General features: G+C 74.4%; 15 protein-coding genes, 2 pseudogenes and 1 riboswitch. Of the genes and pseudogenes, 5 read left to right on the top strand and 12 right to left on the bottom strand.

Annotated features, from left to right (window positions below):
• Positions 1 to 30 precede the first annotated feature (30 nt).
• From BU197_RS30505 to BU197_RS31495, 3 genes and pseudogenes are all read right to left on the bottom strand, one after another.
• A pseudogene (locus BU197_RS30505) lies at positions 31 to 135 on the bottom strand (phosphatidylinositol kinase); the annotation flags it as partial.
• Positions 136 to 426: 291 nt separating this feature from the next.
• Positions 427 to 1,485: an Rv2231c family pyridoxal phosphate-dependent protein CobC gene (gene cobC / locus BU197_RS31500; RefSeq protein WP_411158495.1), complete on the bottom strand. Its 1,059-nt coding sequence runs from the start codon at positions 1,483 to 1,485 to the stop codon at positions 427 to 429.
• Positions 1,486 to 1,986: 501 nt separating this feature from the next.
• Positions 1,987 to 2,382: pseudogene (locus BU197_RS31495) on the bottom strand (cobalamin biosynthesis protein); the annotation flags it as partial.
• Here BU197_RS31495 and BU197_RS16545 point away from each other — a divergent pair.
• Positions 2,299 to 3,057, top strand: coding sequence for a ZIP family metal transporter (locus BU197_RS16545; RefSeq protein WP_188269068.1), 759 nt, complete (start codon positions 2,299 to 2,301; stop codon positions 3,055 to 3,057). The pseudogene BU197_RS31495 and the gene BU197_RS16545 sit on opposite strands and share 84 nt — an antisense overlap.
• A gap of 47 nt (positions 3,058 to 3,104) precedes the next feature.
• Here BU197_RS16545 and BU197_RS16540 read toward each other — a convergent pair whose 3' ends face one another.
• The 7 genes from BU197_RS16540 to BU197_RS16510 form a co-directional block, all read right to left on the bottom strand.
• The gene (locus BU197_RS16540; protein ID WP_188269067.1) at positions 3,105 to 4,496 is read right to left on the bottom strand and encodes a cobyrinate a,c-diamide synthase; all 1,392 of its coding nucleotides are present in this window, start codon (positions 4,494 to 4,496) and stop codon (positions 3,105 to 3,107) included.
• Positions 4,490 to 5,098, bottom strand: a complete 609-nt coding sequence (gene cobO / locus BU197_RS16535) for a cob(I)yrinic acid a,c-diamide adenosyltransferase (RefSeq protein ID WP_188269066.1) — start codon at positions 5,096 to 5,098, stop codon at positions 4,490 to 4,492. The genes BU197_RS16540 and cobO overlap by 7 nt, the downstream gene beginning before the upstream one ends.
• Entirely contained in the window at positions 5,098 to 7,221 is a 2,124-nt protein-coding gene (locus BU197_RS16530) for a putative cobaltochelatase (RefSeq protein ID WP_188269065.1), read from the bottom strand. Before BU197_RS16530 ends, cobO begins: the two co-directional genes overlap by 1 nt.
• 160 nt (positions 7,222 to 7,381) lie before the next feature.
• Positions 7,382 to 8,890 carry a cobyric acid synthase gene (locus BU197_RS16525; protein ID WP_188269064.1) on the bottom strand — a complete coding sequence of 503 codons (1,509 nt, stop codon included), beginning with the start codon at positions 8,888 to 8,890 and terminating at the stop codon, positions 7,382 to 7,384.
• Positions 8,887 to 9,849: a cobalamin biosynthesis protein gene (locus tag BU197_RS16520; protein WP_188269063.1), complete on the bottom strand. Its 963-nt coding sequence runs from the start codon at positions 9,847 to 9,849 to the stop codon at positions 8,887 to 8,889. The genes BU197_RS16525 and BU197_RS16520 overlap by 4 nt, the downstream gene beginning before the upstream one ends.
• A gap of 34 nt (positions 9,850 to 9,883) precedes the next feature.
• A riboswitch (cobalamin riboswitch) is annotated at positions 9,884 to 10,015 on the bottom strand.
• 125 nt (positions 10,016 to 10,140) lie between these two features.
• A complete protein-coding gene (locus BU197_RS16515) occupies positions 10,141 to 10,362 on the bottom strand; it encodes a hypothetical protein (protein WP_188269062.1) in 222 nt (73 codons plus the stop codon).
• A 12-nt stretch (positions 10,363 to 10,374) separates the two neighbouring features.
• Positions 10,375 to 11,640 carry an inorganic phosphate transporter gene (locus BU197_RS16510; protein WP_188269061.1) on the bottom strand — a complete coding sequence of 422 codons (1,266 nt, stop codon included), beginning with the start codon at positions 11,638 to 11,640 and terminating at the stop codon, positions 10,375 to 10,377.
• A 710-nt stretch (positions 11,641 to 12,350) separates the two neighbouring features.
• Here BU197_RS16510 and BU197_RS16505 point away from each other — a divergent pair.
• A complete protein-coding gene (locus tag BU197_RS16505) occupies positions 12,351 to 13,478 on the top strand; it encodes an alpha/beta hydrolase (protein ID WP_188269060.1) in 1,128 nt (375 codons plus the stop codon).
• Positions 13,479 to 13,867: 389 nt separating this feature from the next.
• The gene (locus tag BU197_RS16500) at positions 13,868 to 15,265 is read left to right on the top strand and encodes a hypothetical protein (RefSeq protein ID WP_411158494.1); all 1,398 of its coding nucleotides are present in this window, start codon (positions 13,868 to 13,870) and stop codon (positions 15,263 to 15,265) included.
• Positions 15,266 to 15,395: 130 nt separating this feature from the next.
• Here BU197_RS16500 and BU197_RS16495 read toward each other — a convergent pair whose 3' ends face one another.
• Positions 15,396 to 15,797 carry a VOC family protein gene (locus BU197_RS16495; protein ID WP_188269059.1) on the bottom strand — a complete coding sequence of 134 codons (402 nt, stop codon included), beginning with the start codon at positions 15,795 to 15,797 and terminating at the stop codon, positions 15,396 to 15,398.
• An 82-nt stretch (positions 15,798 to 15,879) separates the two neighbouring features.
• A complete protein-coding gene (locus BU197_RS16490; RefSeq protein WP_188269058.1) occupies positions 15,880 to 16,773 on the bottom strand; it encodes a neutral zinc metallopeptidase in 894 nt (297 codons plus the stop codon).
• 308 nt (positions 16,774 to 17,081) lie between these two features.
• Between BU197_RS16490 and BU197_RS16485 the strand changes: the two genes are divergently transcribed.
• Together BU197_RS16485 and BU197_RS16480 are read left to right on the top strand one after the other, a co-directional pair.
• The gene (locus tag BU197_RS16485; RefSeq protein WP_188269057.1) at positions 17,082 to 18,680 is read left to right on the top strand and encodes an ABC-F family ATP-binding cassette domain-containing protein; all 1,599 of its coding nucleotides are present in this window, start codon (positions 17,082 to 17,084) and stop codon (positions 18,678 to 18,680) included.
• Between the two features lie 418 nt (positions 18,681 to 19,098).
• On the top strand, positions 19,099 to 19,320 hold the full coding sequence (locus tag BU197_RS16480; protein ID WP_006123601.1) for a helix-turn-helix domain-containing protein: 222 nt from the start codon (positions 19,099 to 19,101) through the stop codon (positions 19,318 to 19,320).
• Positions 19,321 to 19,336 lie beyond the last annotated feature (16 nt).

Below are 19,336 nucleotides of genomic sequence, written 5' to 3'. Positions count from 1 at the left end.
CGGCTGTTTGGCCGGAAATCGTCGGTCGGCTCAGACCGGTGGCCAGGGGATCGACGGCCACTGTCCCGAGGGCTCCGGATGGCGCCCGGTGGACCGCAGGGCGCCCACGCGCGCGCGTACCGCCGCCGCCGGGGCGGTGGGGGGGGGGTGGGGGGGGGGGGGGGGGGGGGGGGGGGGGGGGGGGGGGTGCCGGGGGTGACAGGGGCCGGGGAGGGCGGCGGTGACGACACCGCCCTCCCCGGCCCCGGCCGTACGCCCGCGCCGACCGCTTCTGGCCCCGGCCGTACGCCTGCCGACCGCTTCCGGTCCGTACGCCCGCGCCCGGCCGTACGCCCGGCGACCGCTCCCGGCCCGTGCGCCCGCTCAGCCGCCCCTCCGTGAGCCCCGGCCCGCTCTCAAGCGCCCATCAAGCAAGGCCCGGTCCGCTCAGCCGCCCATCAGCAAGGCCTGGTCCAGTGCCTGGAGGAAGCGGTTCGTCGTCACCCGGTCCCGGACCGCGAGCCGCAGCCAGTTCCGGTCGAGCCCCGGGAACGTGTCGCCCCGGCGGGCCGCGAAGCCCAGGGCCCGCAGCCGCTCCCGTACCGTGTCCGCCCCCTCGATCCGGAGCAGCACGAAGGGGCCCGCCGCCTCCGGCACCGTCGCCACCTCGTCGAACTCCGCGAGGCCCGCGAGCAGATGGGCCCGCTCCACCCCGATCCGGTGCGCCGCGTGCTCCGCCTCCGCGAGCGCCCCGCGCGACATGCAGGACTCCGCCGCCACGAGCGCCGGAGTCGACACCGGCCACAGCGGCTGCGCCCGTTCGAGCAGCGCGATCGTCTCCGGCGCGGCCAGCAGGTAGCCGATCCGCAGCCCCGCGAGCCCCCAGGTCTTGGTGAGGCTGCGCAGCACCACGAGCCCCGGCACGTCGGTCCGCCCGGCCAGCGACTCGCGCTCGCCCGGCACCGCGTCGATGAAGGCCTCGTCGACCACCAGGGTCCGCCCGGGACGGGCCAGCGCGACGAGCGAGGCGGCCGGGTGCAGGACCGAGGTCGGGTTCGTGGGATTCCCGATCACCACCAGGTCCGCGTCCTCAGGCACCGCCGAAGGGTCGAGCCGGAAACCGTCCTCCGAGCGCAGCACCACCCGGCCCACCTCGTGCCCCGCGTCCCGCAGCGCCGCCTCGGGCTCGGTGAACTGCGGGTGCACCACCACGGGCCGACGCGCCGGAAGCGCCCGCGCGAGCAGGACGAAGGCCTCCGCCGCGCCCGCCGTCAGCAGCACCCGGTTCGGGGGCAGATCGTGCCGCTCGGCGACGGCCGCCCGCGCGGCACGCCCGTCGGGGTAGGCGGCGAGCGAGGTGAGGGAGGCGGCGATGCGCTCGCGCAGCCAGGCGGGCGGGGTGTTCGTCCGGACGTTGACCGCCAGATCGATGAGCTTCTCGTCCCGGACCTCGGCGTCACCGTGGTGGCGCAGGTCGTGGGCGTCGGTGTGCGTGTGCAGGTCCATGTCCGCCGTCGCGTGGGGGGTGGGGAAGGAGGGGGGTGAGCCAGGCTCGCCAGCGATGTACCCGTGCGCCAGGGGCAACAACCGTGCGCCTGGGGCATCTTCGTTCGGACGAAACGGCATGAATGCGGCGAGAGCGCACGTTACGCGCCGCGACTTCCGCTTCGGCACGAGCAACCGGCCCCCCGCCGGACCCCCACCGGACCCCACGGCCCCGGCCACGCCGACCGTCCCGGCCGCCATGCCCGCCCCGACCTGCACATCAGCCCCGGCATCCGCATCCGTCCCGGAGCCCACTTCCACCCCGCCCGAACCGGCCGAACCATCCGCCCCAGCCGCCACCCGCGTTCCGGTTGTGGCCCCTGGCCGGATCATGGTGTCCGGACGAGGCGGGGTCTCCGGAGCGGGCGCGGTGTCCGGACGGAGCCCCGCCCGGCCCGCCCGCTCCGACCGCCCCGCCCGGCCCGACCGCCCCGTCCGGCCCGACCGCCCCGCCGCCAGCAGCGCCGCCGCCTCCGCCACCGACGCCGTGCCCGTCGCGGCCAGCGGCAGCGCCGAGGGGTGCGGGACCCGTACCGCCGCCAGCTCCCCGGCCGTGTACCCCCGCACCGGGACGCCCAGCGTCCGTGCCGCCTCCGTGATCCCGGGCTCGGCCGCCCGCGCGGCGAGCGTGGCCAGCGACGCCACGTCCGTACGCCTCAGCCCCGCCTCCCGCAGCACCGCCCCGACCAGGGCCAGAATCTCGTCGGCCGGGACCCCGGGCCGCGCCCCCACACCGAGGTGCGCGCACGGCGTCCCATCCGCTACCAAAGTCCCATGGCTGTAGTCGTCGCGCTCGGCGCGTTCCTCATGACGCTCTTCGGCGGCTGGGTCGCGCAGCGCGTCACCGACCGGCGCCATCTCGTCCTCGGTCTGGCCGGCGGGCTCATGCTCGGCGTCGTCGGACTCGACCTGCTGCCCGAGGCGCTCGGCGCGGCGGGCAGCGAGGTCTTCGGCGTCCCCGAGGCCCTGCTGCTCTTCGTCGGCGGCTTCCTGCTCGCCCACGGCGTGGAGCGCCTCCTCGCCGTCCGCCGGGCCTCGCACGGCGCCGACTGGGGCACGGAGCACGGCGGCACGCGCGGAAAGAGCGAGCGGGCCCCGCAGGTCGGGCTCACCGCCGCCGCCGCGATGGTCGGCCACAGCCTCATGGACGGCATCGCCCTCGGCGCCGCCTTCCAGGTCGGCGGCGGCATGGGCGCCACCGTCGCGCTCGCCGTCGTCACCCACGACTTCGCCGACGGCTTCAACACGTACACGCTCACGAGCCTCTACGGGAACGACCGCCGCAAGGCCCTCGGCATGCTCCTCGTCGACGCCCTGGCACCCCTGGTCGGAGCGGGCTCCACCCTGCTGTTCACCCTTCCGGAGGAACTGCTCGGTGCCTATCTCGGCTTCTTCGGCGGCGTCCTGCTCTATCTGGCCGCCGCCGAGATCCTGCCGGAGGCCCACCACGACCACCCCGCCCACTCCACCCTGCTGTGCACGGTGACGGGCGTGGGATTCATCTGGCTGGTGGTGGGCGTCTCCGGCGGCTGACCCCGTACGGCCTGACCCCGTACGGCCTGCCCCCGTACGACCGGACCTCACGCGGCCGGACCGTCCGCGCACCGGCCCACGAACCGCGCGGCCACCCCGGGCGCACCCGCCCAGTGGGTGTGCACGTAACTGGCGTGCACCCCCGCCCGGACGAAGCCCTCGACCCGCCGCTCGGGCTGCCGCAGACCCCAGGCGGGCAGCTCGCCCGCGCCCGGCTCGATCACGGTCCGGTGGAACTCGTGGCCCCGCATCCGCGCCCCGGCGGGCGCGAGCACACTGTCGCTCACGGCGACGGCGTCCCGGTAGCCGAGCGTGAGCCGCTCCGACATCCGCGCCTCCGCGTCGAGCACCCCGCACATGGGACGGCCGTCGAGCGACCGCGCCAGATAGAGCAGCCCGGCGCACTCGGCGGCGACCGGCGCCCCGGACGCGGCGAGCGCGGCCACCTCCCGGCGCAGCGGCTCGTTGGCGGACAGCTCGGCCCCGTACACCTCGGGGAAGCCACCGCCTATGACGAGCCCCGAGGTCCCCTCGGGCAGGCGCTCGTCGCGCAGCGGGTCGAAGGTCACGACCTCCGCCCCGGCGGCGGTGAGCAGCTCGGTGTGCTCGGCGTACGAGAAGGTGAAGGCGGCCCCGCCGGCGACGGCGACGACGGGCCCGCGCCGACCGGGACCGGGGGTTCCCCCGGCCGCGCCGGACGCCGACGCGTCGGCCGCGCCCGATGCCGACCAGGGCTCCACCGGCAGCTCGGGCGCGCTGCGGGCGAGGGCGAGCAGGGCTTCCAGATCGCAGCCCACCCGGACCTGCTCCGCCTGCGCGGCCACCGCCGCCACGGCCGCCGCCTGGCGCTCGGCCACCGGCACGAGCCCCAGATGGCGGGAGGGCGTGGCCACGGCGGGCGCCCGGCGCAGCACGCCGAGGACCGGCACGCCCGACTCCCCGAGCGCCTCCCGCAGCAGATGCTCGTGCCGGTCGGTGGCGACCTTGTTGAGGATCACCCCGCCGATCCGCACCTCCGGGTCCCAGGACGCGAAGCCGTGCACGAGCGCCGCCACCGACCGCGACTGCGAGGAGGCGTCGACGACGAGGACCACGGGGGCCTTGAGGAGCTTCGACACCTGCGCGGTGGAGGCCAGTTCGCCCTGGTCGGCGGCGCCGTCGTAGAGGCCCATCACCCCTTCGACCACGGCCAGGTCGCAGCCGCGCGACCCGTGTGCGAAGAGCGGCGCGACCAGGCCCGTACCGCACATGTAGGCGTCGAGGTTGCGCCCCGGGCGGCCGGTCGCGAGGGCGTGGTAGCCGGGGTCGATGTAGTCGGGGCCGACCTTGTGCGGGGAGACGGCCAGGCCGCGGCCGGCGAACGCGGCCATCAGACCGGTCGCGACCGTGGTCTTGCCCGCGCCCGAGGAGGGCGCGGCGATGACGAGACGTGCTACCACTCGATGCCCCGCTGGCCCTTCTGACCGGCGTCCATCGGGTGCTTGACCTTGGACATGTCGGTGACGAGGTCCGCGAAGTCCACCAGCGCCTGCGGGGCGTTGCGGCCGGTGATGACGACATGCTGCTGTCCGGGCCGGTTCCGCAGGACCTCGACGACCTCCTCGACGTCGATCCAGCCCCAGTGCAGCAGATAGGCGAACTCGTCGAGGACGTAGAACTTGTACGTCTCCGCGGCGAGGTCCCGCTTGACCTGCTCCCAGCCCTCGCGGGCCTTCTCCTCGTGCGACTGCTCGCCCTCGGCGACCTCGCGCTGGATCCAGGACCAGCCCTCGCCCATCTTGTTCCAGGCGACGGTGCCGCCCTTGCCGGTCTCGCCCAGTGCCTTGAGGGCGTTCTCCTCGCCGACCCGCCACTTGGCGGACTTCACGAACTGGAACACCCCGACCGGCCAGCCCTGGTTCCAGGCGCGCAGCGCCATGCCGAAGGCGGCGGTCGACTTCCCCTTGCCGACGCCGGTGTGCACCATCACCAGGGCACGGTTGCGGCGCTGACGGGTGGTGAGACCGTCGTCGGGTACGACGGTCGGCTGTCCCTGTGGCATCAAGCGGCCTTCCTGCTCGCGTGTACGGCCGGTCCCGCGGACGCGGGACGGCCCTGGACGTTCCTGACGAGCCCGGCGATCGAGTCGGCGCGCAGCTCGTCCAGGGTGACGGCGACGCCGTCGAGGTCCCGGGCGAGGTCCCGGGCGAGCCCCAGCCGCACCGGCCCGGTCTCGCAGTCCACGACGACCGAGGCGACCCCCTCGGCGGCGTGCAGCCGGGCCGCGCGGGCCGCGAGCCCCACCGGATCGGGGCCGCCGCCGGTCGCCCGCCCGTCGGTCACCACGACGAGCAGCGGCCGCCGCGAGGGGTCCCGCAGCCGCTCGACCCGCAGCACCTCACGGGCCTTGAGCAGCCCGGCGGCCAGCGGCGTCCTGCCCCCGGTCGGGAGCTGTCCGAGCCGGGCGGCGGCGGCGTCCACCGACGAGGTCGGAGGCAGCGCGAGATCGGCGTCCCGGCCCCGGAAGGTGACCAGACCGACCTTGTCGCGCCGCTGGTAGGCGTCGAGCAGCAGGGAGAGGACGGCGCCCTTCACCGCACCCATGCGGGTGCGGGCCGCCATCGACCCCGAGGCGTCCACGACGAACAGCACGAGATTGCCCTCGCGCCCCTCCCGTACCGCCTGCCGCAGATCGTCCCGGCGCACCACGAGCCCGGGACCCGACCGCCCGCGCGCCCGCTGGTGCGGGGCGGCGGCCCGGACGGTGGCGGCCAGGTGCAGCTTGGTCAGCGGTCCCCGGGGCGGGGTGGATCCGGTGGTCCTGCCGTGCTCGGTACGCGCCCGGGACCTGCGCCCCGCCGCCCCCTCGCCGACCCCGGGCACGCTCAGCATTCGCGTACGGAAGGGCTCGGTGGCCGCAACGGCGGGCCGCTCGCCCGCGCCGGGGCCGGACTTCGCGTCCTGGGGGGCGGGCGAGGGCGCCTCGGGCGCCTGCTCCGGGGCGGGCTCCGGCTCGGCGGAGGGCTCCGCCGTCGGGCTCTCCGGGACCGCGTCGGGCCCCTCGCCCTGCGGGGGTACGCCTCCGCCGGGCCCGCCGCCCCCGTCCGGGCCGTCTCCGCCGTCGCCGGGGCCGTCCGGCTCGGGGTCCTCGTCCGGGGCGCCGGGGGGCTCCTCGCCCGCGAAGCGCTCAAGGGTCTCGTCGAGCTTCTCCTCGTCGAGTCCGGGCGCGTCGAAGGGGTTGCGGCGGCGCCGGTGGGGGAGCGCGAGGAGCGCGGCCCGCCGTACGTCATCGGAGCCCACCTCGGTCCGGCCCGCCCACGCGGCGAGCGCGGTCGCGGTCCGGGCCATGACGATGTCGGCGCGCATCCCGTCGACCTCGAAGGCGGCGCAGGTGGCGGCGATCTGGAGGAGCGCCGCGTCCCCGAGGACCACCCGGGGCAGGGCCTCCCGGGCGGCGACGATCCGCGCGCGCAGCGCCGTCTCCTCACCGGCCCAGCGGGCGGCGAAGGCCTCCGGGTCGTCCTCGAACGCGAGCCGCCGCCGGACCACCTCCACCCGCTGCTCGGGCTCGCGGGAGGCGGCGACCTCCACGGTGAGACCGAACCGGTCGAGCAGCTGAGGGCGCAGCTCGCCCTCCTCCGGGTTCATGGTCCCCACCAGGAGGAACCGGGCCGCGTGGCGTACGGAGACGCCCTCGCGCTCCACATGGGAGGCGCCCATGGCGGCGGCGTCGAGCAGGTGGTCGATGAGGTGGTCGCTCAGCAGATTGACCTCGTCGACGTAGAGGATGCCCCGGTGGGCGGCGGCGAGCAGTCCGGGCTCGAACGCCTTCACACCCTCGGCCAGCGCCTTCTCGATGTCGAGCGCGCCGACGAGCCGGTCCTCGGAGGCGCCGACGGGCAGTTCGACCATCCGCGCGGGCCGCTCGGTGGCCGGGGTGGTGCCGTGCGGCCCGTCGGGGCAGCCGGGGTCGGGCGTCTCGGGGTCGCAGCTGAAGCGGCAGCCCGCGACGACCGGCACCGGCGGCAGCAGCTCGGCGAGCGCCCGTACGGCGGTGGACTTGGCGGTGCCCTTCTCGCCCCGGACCAGCACACCTCCCACCGCGGGGCTGACCGCGTTCAGCAGCAGCGCGAGCCGCAGATCGTCCATGCCGACGACGGCGGTGAACGGATACCGGGTGCTCATCGGCCGGTCCTCTCGTCGAGTCCACTCCACGGGCGCCCCGTCCGGGACCCCGCGCTTCCGAAGGCCGTGAACCGCCCCCGGGCCTGTCCGACGGCCCCGCGAAGGGACCGGTCCACGCGCACGGCGCACCCCCGCGCGCGCACGGCGTGTCCGCCCGCGCTCACGGCGCACCCGGCGGTACGAACGGCAGCCCCTCGGGGGCGCCCCGCTCGATCAGCCGCAGCAGCGCGTCGGTGTCCGCGTGCTCCTCGATCAGATCGCCGAGCCGGTCCAGCTGCTCTTCCCGTAGCGCATCGAACGAGGTGTCGGGCGCGGGGACGAACCGGCGTCCGGCCGCCGCCGCGACCTCCCGAAGGAACGCGCGCCGGAATCCGTCGCTCTCCAGCGAGCCGTGCCAGTGGGTGCCCCACACGGACCCCGCCCGGCACCCGTCGAGGAACGGCTCCCCGCCCAGGACCTCGGCGACGCCGTGGTGGATCTCGTACCCCTCGACCCGCTCCCCGAGGGCTTCGCCGACCGGCCGGGCGAGGGTCTTCTCCCGGGCGAACACGACGCGTACGGGCAGCAGCCCGAGCCCGTCGACGGTGCCCGCACCCGACTCGACCTCGTCCTCGATGCGCTCGCCGAGGACCTGGAAGCCACCGCAGACGCCGAGCACCGGACGGCCCTCGGCCGCCCGCCGCAGGAGGGCGTCGGCGAGCCCCCGTTCACGGAGCCAGGCGAGCGCCCGGACCGTGCCCCGGGTGCCGGGGACGACGACGAGGTCCGCGTCGACGAGTTCCTCGGGCCGGTCGACGAACCGCACGACGACCCCGGGTTCGGCCGCCAGCGCGTCGACGTCGGTGAAGTTCGACATGAGGGGTACGGCGCAGACGGCGACCCGCAGCACGTCCGCGCCGACCGGCGGCGCCACGACCGACTCGCGGACGGTGCCCCGCAGCGACACGCGCAGCCCGTCCTCCTCGTCGATGCCGAGCCCGTGGGCGTACGGCAGGACGCCGAAGGTGGGGCGGCCGGTCAGCCCGTACAGCATGTCGAGCCCCGGTTCGAGGAGGGTGACGTCGCCCCGGAACTTGTTGACCAGGTATCCGGCGATCAGCCCCTGGTCCTCCGGGGACAGCAGCGCCGTCGTCCCGAAGAACTGGGCGAAGACCCCGCCCCGGTCGATGTCGCCGACGACCACGACGGGCAGCCGGGCGGCCCGCGCGATGCCCATGTTCACGATGTCGGTGCGGCGCAGATTGATCTCTGCGGGGCTGCCCGCGCCCTCGCAGATCACCGCGTCGTAGGTGCTCCGCAGCTCTTCGAGGCAGCCGAGGACCGGTTCGAGCAGCTGCCGCTGGCGCCCGCCGTGGTAGCCCCGGGCGCTCAGCTCGCCGACCGGCTTGCCCATCAGGACGACCTGGCTCGACCGGTCGCTGCCGGGCTTGAGCAGCACCGGGTTCATCAGCGCGGTCGGCTCCACCCGGGCGGCCCGCGCCTGCATGGCCTGGGCCCGGCCGATCTCGGCGCCCTCGCGGGTCACGAAGGAGTTGAGGGACATGTTCTGCCCCTTGAACGGCGCGACCTTGACGCCCTGCCGGACCAGCCAGCGGCAGATGCCCGCCGTGACGACGCTCTTGCCCGCGTCGGAGGTCGTCCCGGCGACGAGCAGCCCCCCACCTCTCACTTCGTCCTCCGCTTCACGCTGTCGGTCAGGATCCGGCCGCCCACGCAGACGGCCAGGGTCAGCCAGGTCACCCGGCGGGAGAGCCGGACGGCCCGGTCGATGTCGGCGACCTCCACGGCCCGCCCGGCCCCGTTCAGGACCGGCCGGTGCTCGACCCGGCCGCCGTACGAGAGGGTGCCGCCGAGCCGTACGCCGAGGGCGCCCGCGAAGGAGGCCTCGACGGGGCCCGCGTTGGGGCTGGGGTGCTGCGAGGCGTCCGCCCGCCAGGCTCGTGCGGCCCCGCGCGGATTCCCGCCCGCGACGGTGGCGAGGGCGGCCGTGAGCCGGGCGCCTGGCCAGCCCGCGAGGTCGTCGAGCCGGGCCGAGGCCCAGCCGAAGCGCCGGTGGCGCGGCGACTTGTGGCCGACCATCGCGTCCAGGGTGTTGACCGCCCGGAAGCCGAGGAGTCCGGGCACGCCCGCGACCGCGCCCCAGAACAGGGCGCCGACGACGGCGTCGGAGGTGTTCTCCGCGACCGACTCGACCACCGCGCGGGCCATCGCGGGCCCGTCGAGGGAGTGCGGGTCGCGGCCGCACAGATGCGGCAGCCGTTCCCGGGCCACGTCCAGGTCCCCGGCGGCGAGCGCCCCGCCGATCGCGCGGGCCTCGCGGCCCAGGGTCGTCCCGCCGACGACGGCCCAGACGGCGGCGGCGGTGAGGGCGACGGCGGCGGCGGGCCGGTTGCGTACGGTCCGGGTGGCGAGGGCGCCGAGTGCGGCGGCGGATCCGGCGCAGACGGCGGTGTGCAGGGCGCCCCAGCCCCGGTGGTCGTGGTGGAGGCGGGTCTCGACGGCGGCGGCGGTCCGGCCGAAGGCGGCGACGGGGTGTCCGCGGCGGGGGTCGCCGACCAGCAGGTCGACGGCGAGACCGGCGGCGGCGCCGCAGGCGAACACACCGGTGGTACTCAAGCGGCCGGGCATGGCGCTGTGTCCTCACTCAGGGTCCGCGCCCTGGATCGACGTCACGGGCGGCGAGAGTTCCTGACTCCCGGACCCTGGGGTCCGGTCACAGTGGCGGGACCGCGCCGGAATCGCACCGGACTTCCTCTTCTGCCGCCGTATTGGCCCCGGCAGTCCACCACGCTCCGAGAACAGCCGTCAACTCGCCGTTGACCTGCGGCGGGGCACTGTGCGAAGCGCCACAAAGACGACGGCCGGGCGGTCCGCACCCCAGGGGTACGGACCGCCCGGCCGTCGGGCGCGGGGCGCCCGTCAGGCGACGATCAGGTAGATGCCGTACGCGACGGCCGCCAGGCACAGGGCGAAGCAGGCGTAGGCGCCGGTGCGGGCGAGAGCGGCGGAGCCGCCCCGCGTGGCGGCCTGCTCCTGCTTGGAGAGGCCGAGGACACCGAGGGTGAAGAGGCCCACCAGCGCGACGGTGGTCACGAGGCTGACTCCGAAGACGGAGCCGAGGGCCGCCCAGTCGATCTTCATGTCGTTGGTTCCTTACACCGCTGCGGCGGGAGCCGAAGGAGCGGACGGGTCGGTGGGGACCGGGGCGGGGATGGTGGCCTTGAGGTCCGTGACGGTGGCGGCGGTACCGGCCGGCGGCGGCGGGGTGACGGCGGCCATGGCGGTGGTCACCACACCGGCGGGCTCGGCCGGGGCGTCCAGGTCGTCGGTGACGTTGTGCTGGTCGACCGGCTTGCGGCGGGAGAGCGACCAGATGACGCCCGAACCGGCGACGAGGAGGACCGCGACGGCGGCGATGCCCCAGGTGCCCTGCTTGGTGAGGAACTCGGCACCGGCGCCGACCAGACCCGCGGCGGGCAGGGTCAGACCCCAGGCGACGAACATCCGGGTCGCGGTCGACCAGCGGACGACACCGCCCTTGCGGCCGAGACCGGCGCCCATCACGGCACCCGAGCAGGACTGGGTGGTGGAGAGGGAGAAACCGAGGTGCGAGGAGGCCAGGATGACCGTGGCGGCGCTGGTCTGGGCGGCGAAGCCCTGCTGCGGCCGGAGGTCGGTGAGGCCCTTGCCCATGGTGCGGATGATGCGCCAGCCGCCGAGGTAGGTGCCGAGGGCGATCGCGATACCCGCGGAGACGATGACCCACATCGGGGGGTTGGAGCCGGGGGCGAGGACGCCGCCGGTGACCAGGGCGAGGGTGATGATGCCCATCGTCTTCTGGGCGTCGTTGGTGCCGTGGGCGAGGGAGACGAGACCGGCGGAGGCGATCTGACCGGCCCGGTAGCCCTTGGCGGTGTGCTTCTCGTCGGTCTTCGCGCCGAGCTTGTACGTCAGCCGGGTGGCCAGCATCGCGGCGACACCGGCGACGATCGGCGCGGCGACGGCCGGGATGAGGACCTTGGTGACGATGGTGGAGCCGTTCACGGCCGACCAGCCGGCCGACATGACCGCGGCGCCGATGAGGCCGCCGAAGAGGGCGTGGGAGGAGCTGGACGGCAGGCCCAGGAGCCAGGTCAGCAGGTTCCACAGGATCGCGCCGACCAGCGCGGCGAAGATCACCTCGGTTCTGATGCCTGCTTCGTTGACGATCCCGCCGGAGATCGTCTTGGCGACCTCCACGGACAGGAACGCGCCGACGAGATTGAGTACGGCGGACATGGCCACCGCCGTCTTGGGTTTGAGCGCACCGGTCGAGATGGTCGTCGCCATCGCGTTCGCGGTGTCGTGGAAACCGTTCGTGAAATCGAACACGAGAGCTGTCACGACCACAATGGCGAGCAGCAGCGTGATGTGTTCCATTTACCCAGGCAATCGTTTGGCGTCAGTGGCCAGCCGAACGTAGGCAACCTGGATGAACGGAAGATGAACTGAGGCGGGCACCATGGTGTCCTCAATCGGGTTCAGGACATTCCGTTTACGGCTCCGGCGACCTCTCGCGGCCCTGCCGCCGCGACCCCCGCGACCCTGGGTAATGCCGGGTGGGAGGGGGTGTGGGTGATCCCTCCCGATTCCTTGGTGATCATCCCTTTCGGCCCTCTGGGATAGATCACCCGGACGAGTGACCTCATTGAGGAGACCCTTGTCACCCCCACGAGTGATCCGACGGCCTCCCCGGCCTGCTCCTCGGCCCGCTCCCCGGCCTGCTCCCCGGCCACTCCCCGGCTCTTCTGGCCGACGGCGTGGCCGGGAAGCGGAACCGCGCCTCCGGCTCCCGGCGCCCCGGCTGTGCCTCCGGCCCGGAGCGTCGAGGAGGCCGCGCCTCCGGCCGCCCCAGGACGTCGAACCGGCTGTGCCTCCGGCCCCGGCGCGTTGACCGGCCGTCCTTTTGGCCCCGGCGTGATGACCGGCCGTACGTCTTGCCCCGGTGCGTCGAACAGGCCGTCCCCCTCGGCGACGGGCACGTCGAACAGGCCGTCCCTCCGGCGCCCGGCACGTCGGCGGCGGTCGAACGACACGCCGACCGGGCCCTTCGGGTGGCAGCACGCCCTCACCCTGCGGAAACTGGGACCGTGCGCACGGCTCAAGCGACGGCAGTGGCCGTCACCACCCTGCTCGGCCTCGGCGCGGCCTCGGTCGCGGCCGGCCGGTACGCGAGCGACGTCGCCCTCAAGGTGCCGTCCGCCCAGCCCCTGCCCGGAGACCCCCGGCTGACCGTGCACGCCACCGGTCCCGACCGGGTCACCCTCACCCGCGACCTCGCCTCGCTGCGCCCCGGCACCTACGGCATCGAGGGCCGAGGGCTGCACGCCGTCGTCGGCCCCGTCCTCGACCGGGCCCCGCACACCGCCGACACCGTCGTCCGACGCCTGGAACGGGTCGAACTCGGCGTCCTCGCCCCCGGCGCCCGCGTCCGCCTCACCCCCCAGCTGCACCGGGGCACCCCCACCGGCGCCCTCGGACTCGCCCACGAGGACACCGAGATCCCCGGCGAACTCGGCCCCCTGCCCGCCTGGCTTGTCCACGCCCCCCGTGCCACCTGGGTGATCGCCCTGCACGGCCTGGGCACCACCCGCGAGCACCCGCTGAACGTCGTCCCCTTCTACCACCGGCGCAAAGTCCCCGTCCTCATCCCGGCCTACCGGGGCGACGAGGGCGCGCCGCCCGCCCCCGACGGCCTCAGCCACCTCGGCGACTCCGAGTGGCGCGACGTCGACGCCGCCATCCGCTACGCCGTCCGCCGGGGCGCCGCCAAGGTCGTCCTGCACGGCTGGGGAACCGGCGCCTCGATGGCCCTGCGCGCCGCCCTCGCCTCCGGGGTCCGCGACCGGATCTCCGGCATCGTCCTCGACTCCCCGGTCCTCGACTGGGAGGTCGCCTTCCACAACCTCGCCGCCGCCCGGCACGTCCCGGGGCCCCTGCTCCCGCTCGCCGTCCGTGCCGCCCAGGGCAGGACCGGCGTCCACGACGACCTCCTCGCCGCCGCCTCCGCGCCGGGCGCCCTGGACGTCCCGGTGCTCCTCCTGCACGGTCCCGAGGACACGCTCGCCCCCTGGGAACCCTCCGTCGAGCTGGCCGCCCGCCACCCCGGACTCGTCACCCTCCAGACCGTCCGCGACGCCCCGCACGCCTCCCTCTGGAACGCCGACCCCACCCGCTACGAGGAGGGGCTCCGCCGCTTCCTCACCCCTCTCCTCTAGCGGCCCGACACCTGAAGCCGCAGGTCCCTGCGGTCCGGGGCCCTGCGGTCCGGCGTTCGCACGGCCCTGAGGGCTCTGCGCCCCGAGGCCCCCGAGATCGCCAAAGCCTTGAGGTCCCCGAGTCTCCGGACGAGGAGCCCGGCCGGACGGGAGCCGGGCCGGACGGCGGCCGGGCCCAGCGGCCCGGCGGTCCAATGGCCTGGCGGCCCAGCGGTCCGCCAGGCCCCGGCCAGGGCCGCTCGGACCCGGCCGGACGCCGGTCGAAACCCCCTATCCGGACCTGCCGGACCCACCCGTAAGGGCCCCCGGACGCCCTCCGTCCCACCCGTTCTGACGGGGTGGCCGATTCCGATTGGGTTTTCGGGCCGTCAGCGGGAAGACTGCCCCCCGTGACGTCTCGAAAGCCCGATGAACCATTGGCGCGCAACTCCAGACTCCGACTCGTCCGCCCGCGGGCGCTGGTCACTGCCCGACGGGCCGTGACGACCCGGCGCACCCGGCCGGCGCCGCGGCCGCCCGAGGGCACTCCGCCCCGCGCGGAACTCGCCCGCCAGGCCCGGCACGTCCTCGCCGACGCCGTGCGGATCGCCCGCTGGGCCGCCGCCGCGCGCGGGACCGACACGGCCCCCCGTACCGGCCCCGCCCAGGAGCGGGCCGCCACCGCACTCGCTCTCACACCCGGCCAGATCCAGGCCGGGTGGGACCGCGCGCGCCTCGCCGGCCTCGTCGAACTCCACGGCGGCACCGCGCGCCCCGGCTGGCGCCTGCACGCCTGGGACCGCGACGACACCGCCGTCCTGCGCGGCTGGGTCGCGCTCTTCGACGCCTGGTCGCTGGTGCACCCGTCCCCCGAGGACGTCGCCCCCGGCGCCGTCGCCGAGGTCGTCGAGGCCGTCCCACAGGTCCTCTCGCTGCTCCAGCTCTCCCAGGGCCCGGTCCACGTCCCCGTCCTCCTCGACCTGCTCGGCCAGCGCGTCGAGGAACTGCGCGAGGAGCGCTGCGAGGTCCCGGCCTCGGGACCCGCCCCCGAGACCCCCGACACCCCCGGCGTCGACGGGCTGCCCGCCCTCCTCGACTGGGCCCTCGAAGGCCTCGCGGCCGTCGGTGCGCTCACCCTCGACCCGGGCGCGCCGGAGCGGCACGCCACCCTCACCCCGCTCGGCAACTGGGCGGTCTGGGTCAAGCTGGAGCAGATCTGCGTCGCCGCGCAGAGCCCCGCGGGCAACATCGAGCAGTCCGCCGAGGACATGCTCAGGGGCTGCGCCCGGCTCACCCCGGGACCGGCCCGCGCCGAATACCGCGCCTGGCTCGCCGCCCGCACCCTCTCCAGCGCGGTGACCGAGCTTCTCGCCGTCGCCCGGGGCGAGGACGCCCTGCTGCGCGGGCTCGCCTTCGAGGCGCTCCGGGTCGTCGGAGCCCCCGCGGAGGCCGAGGTGCGCGCCACCGTCGCCGAGCCCTCGCTGCGCCCGTACGCCCTGCTCTGGATCGCCGAGTACGAGGGCGCCGACCCCGACGACGCCCAGGAGGTGCTGACCCGCGAGGAGGCGACCTGGCTCTGGGTGGACACGGCCGCCGCCGTCGCCGACCACGGCGAGAGCGAACTGCTCGTGCGGCATCTGGACTCGGCCGTGCAGGGCACCGTCCCCGCGCTGCTCGACGAGGTCCGCGCCGTCGGCCACCCCCGTACCGTCCAGGTCCTGGTCGCCCTGGCCGCCGCCCACCCGGATCCGGCCCTCGCCAAGGCCGTGCGCAGGGCGGCCTTCCAGGTCCACACCGGGGGAGCGTGACGGGGAAGCCCCCCGGCCCGGCAGCCCGCCGACCCGGGCGCCGGGCCGCTCCTCGGCTCCCCGACCGCTCAGGTCTCTCCCCGGCGGCGCCCGGTTCCCCGACCACCCCGGTCTCCCTGGTGGCGCCCGGCTACCCGGCCGACCCGGGCGCGTACGTCCCGAAGCTCCAGACGTTCCCCTCGGCGTCCCGGGCGGTGTACTCGCGCGAGCCGTACTCCTGGTCCCGGGGCGGCAGCACGATCTCGACGCCGTGGGCGACCGCGCGGGCGTGGTGCTCGTCGACGTCCGTCACCCGTACGTAGATCCCGGCCGGGCCCGCGCCCGCCATCAGCCGGTCGAACTCGCTCCCGGTGCCCTTGCTGCCCAGCATCACCCGTCCGGTGCCGTACGACAGCTCGGCATGCGCGACCCGCCCGTCCTCGCCCTCGTACACCGCGTCGGCGGTGAAGCCGAACCCCTCCGTGAGCTGCGTTATCGCCGCCTTCGCGTCCGCGTACAGCAGTGCCGGACAGATCTGGGGTGCCTCGGTCATCCCGCTCACTTCCTCTCGATCCGGTCCTGGGTGTGACCTGGATCTCAGTGTCGCAGGCGGCACCGACAACGCGTCCGAGCGCTCAGCGGCGGAAGGTGTCGCAGCGGGTGACGTCGCCGGTCCTGTACCCCTCGCGGAACCACTGCTGCCGCTGCGCCGCCGAGCCGTGCGTCCAGCTCTCCGGCGTCACCCGGCCCTGGAACTTCTCCTGGATGCGGTCGTCGCCGACGGCCGCCGCCGCGTCCAGACCGTCACGGATGTCCGCCTCGGTGAGCCGGGTCAGCAGCGGCCTGCCGGTCCGCTCGTCGGGGCTGGTGGTCGCGTGCCGGGCCCAGACCCCGGCGTAGCAGTCGGCCTGGAGCTCGACCTTCACGGCGTTGGAGTTCGCGCCGGTCCGCCCGTCCTGGGCACGGCCGAGCGTCCCCATCAGGTTCTGGATGTGGTGTCCGTACTCGTGCGCCACCACGTACGCCTGGGCGAAGGGGCCGCCGCTGGAGCCGAAGGTGGTGCGCAGCTCGTCGAAGAAGCCCAGGTCCAGATAGGCCTGCCGGTCGGCGGGGCAGTAGAAGGGGCCGACGGCGGAGGTGGCGGCGCCGCACGCGGTGTTGACCCGCCCGCTGAACAGCACGGTCTTCGCCGGGGTGTACGTCATGCCCTTGCGCGCGTACTCGGCGCGCCAGAAGTCCTGGAGGCTGTTGACGACCGCGACGATCCGGCAGTCCTGGCGCGTGTTGGCGTCGGAGCCCTTCCGGCAGCTCTGGTCGACCTGGGCGACGGAGGAGGAGGCCGTCGTCGGTTCGTCGCCCCCGGAGGTGAGCCCCAGCTGGTCGGGCCCCACTCCGAAGATCAGGCCGAGCACCAGGGCGATGATCCCGATGGCGCCGCCGCCGATGGTCGCCCGGCCGCCCGGGACCCGGCTGCCCCGGACGTCCTTGACCTCCGAGGTGTCCAGATCGGCGTCGTCGTCGAACTGCACGGGTCCATCTCCTCCGCGTGGTCGCCGCGGCAGAGGCCGCATGTCCTGCGCAGATTATCCGATGATCAAGTGACGGCTGCCCGTTTTGCCGTCCCCCGGCCGGGTGTCGAAATCCCCGCGGGAACGGCCCGGAGGACTCCCCGCCACTCCCCGGACAGGCGCGATCACGCCCTTCGTATGGCCGAAAACCAGTTGCATGCGCCCGTTAGACTGGCCGTATGGACATTCTTCTCTGGGTGCATTAGCGGCGCCGAAGCCTGCCATCAGCCGTCCTTCCCGCCGTTTCCCACCCCCACTGGAGTCCGTCCGTGATCACCGCTTCCGGTATCGAGCTGCGCGCCGGTGCCCGTGTCCTCATCGAATCCGCTTCCTTCCGCGTCGCCAAGGGTGACCGCATCGGCCTCGTCGGCCGCAACGGAGCGGGCAAGACCACCCTCACCAAGTGCCTCGCGGGCGAGGGCATCCCCGCCGCCGGAACCATCACCCGCTCCGGCGAGGTCGGCTACCTCCCGCAGGACCCGCGCACCGGCGACCTCGACGTCCTGGCCCGCGACCGCATCCTCTCGGCCCGCGGCCTCGACGTCCTGATCAAGAAGATGCGGATGAACGAGGAGCGCATCGCCACCGGCACCGGCGGCACCCGCGACAAGGCGATGCGGCAGTACGAGCGCCAGGAGACCGAGTTCCTCACCAAGGGCGGCTACGCGGCCGAGGCCGAGGCCTCCACCATCGCCGCCGCCCTCGGCCTGCCCGACCGGGTCATGGGCCAGCCGCTGCACACCCTCTCCGGCGGTCAGCGCCGCCGGGTCGAACTCGCCCGCATCCTCTTCTCGGACGCGGACACGCTCCTGCTCGACGAGCCCACCAACCACCTCGACGCCGACTCCATCGTCTGGCTGCGCGACTACCTGAAGACCTACCGCGGCGGCTTCATCGTCATCTCCCACGACGTCGACCTCGTCGAGACCGTCGTCAACAAGGTCTTCTACCTGGACGCCAACCGCTCCACGATCGACGTCTACAACATGGGCTGGAAGCTCTACCAGCAGCAGCGCGAGGCCGACGAGAAGCGCCGCAAGCGCGAGCGCCAGAACGCCGAGAAGAAGGCCGCGGCCCTCAACTCGCAGGCCGACAAGATGCGCGCCAAGGCCACCAAGACCGTGGCCGCGCAGAACATGGCCAAGCGCGCCGAGCGGCTGCTCTCCGGACTTGAGGCGGTCCGCGCCTCCGACAAGGTCGCCAAGCTCCGCTTCCCCGAGCCGGCTCCCTGCGGCAAGACCCCGCTCACGGCCGAGGGGCTCTCCAAGTCCTACGGCTCGCTTGAGATCTTCACCGATGTGGACCTCGCCATCGACAAGGGCTCCCGCGTCGTCATCCTCGGCCTCAACGGCGCGGGCAAGACCACGCTGCTGCGGCTGCTCGCCGGGGCTGAGACGCCCGACACCGGCGAGGTGACCCCCGGCCACGGCCTCAAGCTCGGCTACTACGCCCAGGAGCACGAGACGCTCGACCCCGAGCGCAGCGTCCTGGAGAACATGCGGTCGGCCGCACCGGATCTCGATCTGGTCGACGTCCGCAAGACGCTCGGCTCCTTCCTCTTCTCCGGCGACGACGTCGACAAGCCCGCCGGGGTCCTCTCCGGCGGCGAGAAGACCCGCCTCGCCCTCGCCACCCTGGTCGTCTCCTCGGCCAACGTCCTCCTCCTCGACGAGCCCACCAACAACCTCGACCCGGCCAGCCGCGAGGAGATCCTCGGGGCCCTGCGCACCTACAAGGGCGCCGTCGTCCTCGTCACCCACGACGAGGGCGCGGTGGACGCGCTGGAGCCGGAGCGGATCATCCTCCTGCCCGACGGCGTCGAGGACCTGTGGGGCCCGGACTACGCGGATCTCGTGACCCTCGCCTGACCCGGCGACGCCCGCCGGCACTCCTCGGCATCCCTCGGCATCCCCCCCATGCGCCCCGTCACGTCCCGGAACCAGGGTGTGGCGGGGCGTGGTGATCATGACCGGCTGAATCATTCGGCTCATGGGTGATCCTTCATCTGAGTGAGGGTGTCTCGTACCCCCCGGCGCGGTGCTCTGCCGAATCCTTACGGCAGGCCCGCGCCGGACGTTTTTCCTTCCCACTGCGCTGACCTGGCACTTTTCATTCGCTGCGGCTCCGAGCCGGGATTTCTTCGCACCGGAATAAGTGATTCCGTTCGTGGTGACGCCGCGCTTGTCCACAAACCCGGCGGCATGGACCTCGTCGAATGGGTGGCCAGGACGGACGGGAGGGGTGATCATGAGAAGTCCAGAGCGCACTTCCCATGAGGAGGCACGGGTGGCCGAGACTCTGAAGAAGGGCAGCCGGGTGACCGGCGCCGCGCGCGACAAGCTCGCGGCAGACCTGAAGAAGAAGTACGACTCCGGTGCGAGCATCCGGGCGCTGGCCGAGGAAACCGGCCGCTCCTATGGATTCGTCCACCGGATGCTCAGCGAGTCCGGCGTCACGCTGCGTGGACGCGGCGGAGCGACCCGGGGCAAGAAGGCGGCCTCGGCCTGACGCCGGGGCGGCTCGA

Origin of the sequence: Streptomyces sp. CBMA291 (assembly GCF_014596525.1) — a bacterium.
In the GTDB taxonomy this organism is placed as follows: domain Bacteria; phylum Actinomycetota; class Actinomycetes; order Streptomycetales; family Streptomycetaceae; genus Streptomyces.
The sequence above is the reverse complement of the archived record's forward strand: the minus strand, read 5'-3'. Positions and strand labels throughout refer to the sequence as shown.

Excerpts from the sequence above, each read along its gene's own strand:
- cobO (WP_188269066.1), bottom strand. The coding sequence starts at position 5,098 with ATGCCACAGGGACAGCCGACCGTCGTACCCGACGACGGTCTCACCACC.
- BU197_RS16520 (WP_188269063.1), bottom strand. The coding sequence starts at position 9,849 with ATGCCCGGCCGCTTGAGTACCACCGGTGTGTTCGCCTGCGGCGCCGCC.
- BU197_RS16515 (WP_188269062.1), bottom strand. The coding sequence starts at position 10,362 with ATGAAGATCGACTGGGCGGCCCTCGGCTCCGTCTTCGGAGTCAGCCTC.
- BU197_RS16530 (WP_188269065.1), bottom strand. The coding sequence starts at position 7,221 with ATGAGCACCCGGTATCCGTTCACCGCCGTCGTCGGCATGGACGATCTG.
- BU197_RS16495 (WP_188269059.1), bottom strand. The coding sequence starts at position 15,797 with ATGACCGAGGCACCCCAGATCTGTCCGGCACTGCTGTACGCGGACGCG.
- BU197_RS16510 (WP_188269061.1), bottom strand. The coding sequence starts at position 11,640 with ATGGAACACATCACGCTGCTGCTCGCCATTGTGGTCGTGACAGCTCTC.
- cobC (WP_411158495.1), bottom strand. The coding sequence starts at position 1,485 with ATGGACCTGCACACGCACACCGACGCCCACGACCTGCGCCACCACGGT.
- BU197_RS16545 (WP_188269068.1), top strand. The coding sequence starts at position 2,299 with ATGGCTGTAGTCGTCGCGCTCGGCGCGTTCCTCATGACGCTCTTCGGC.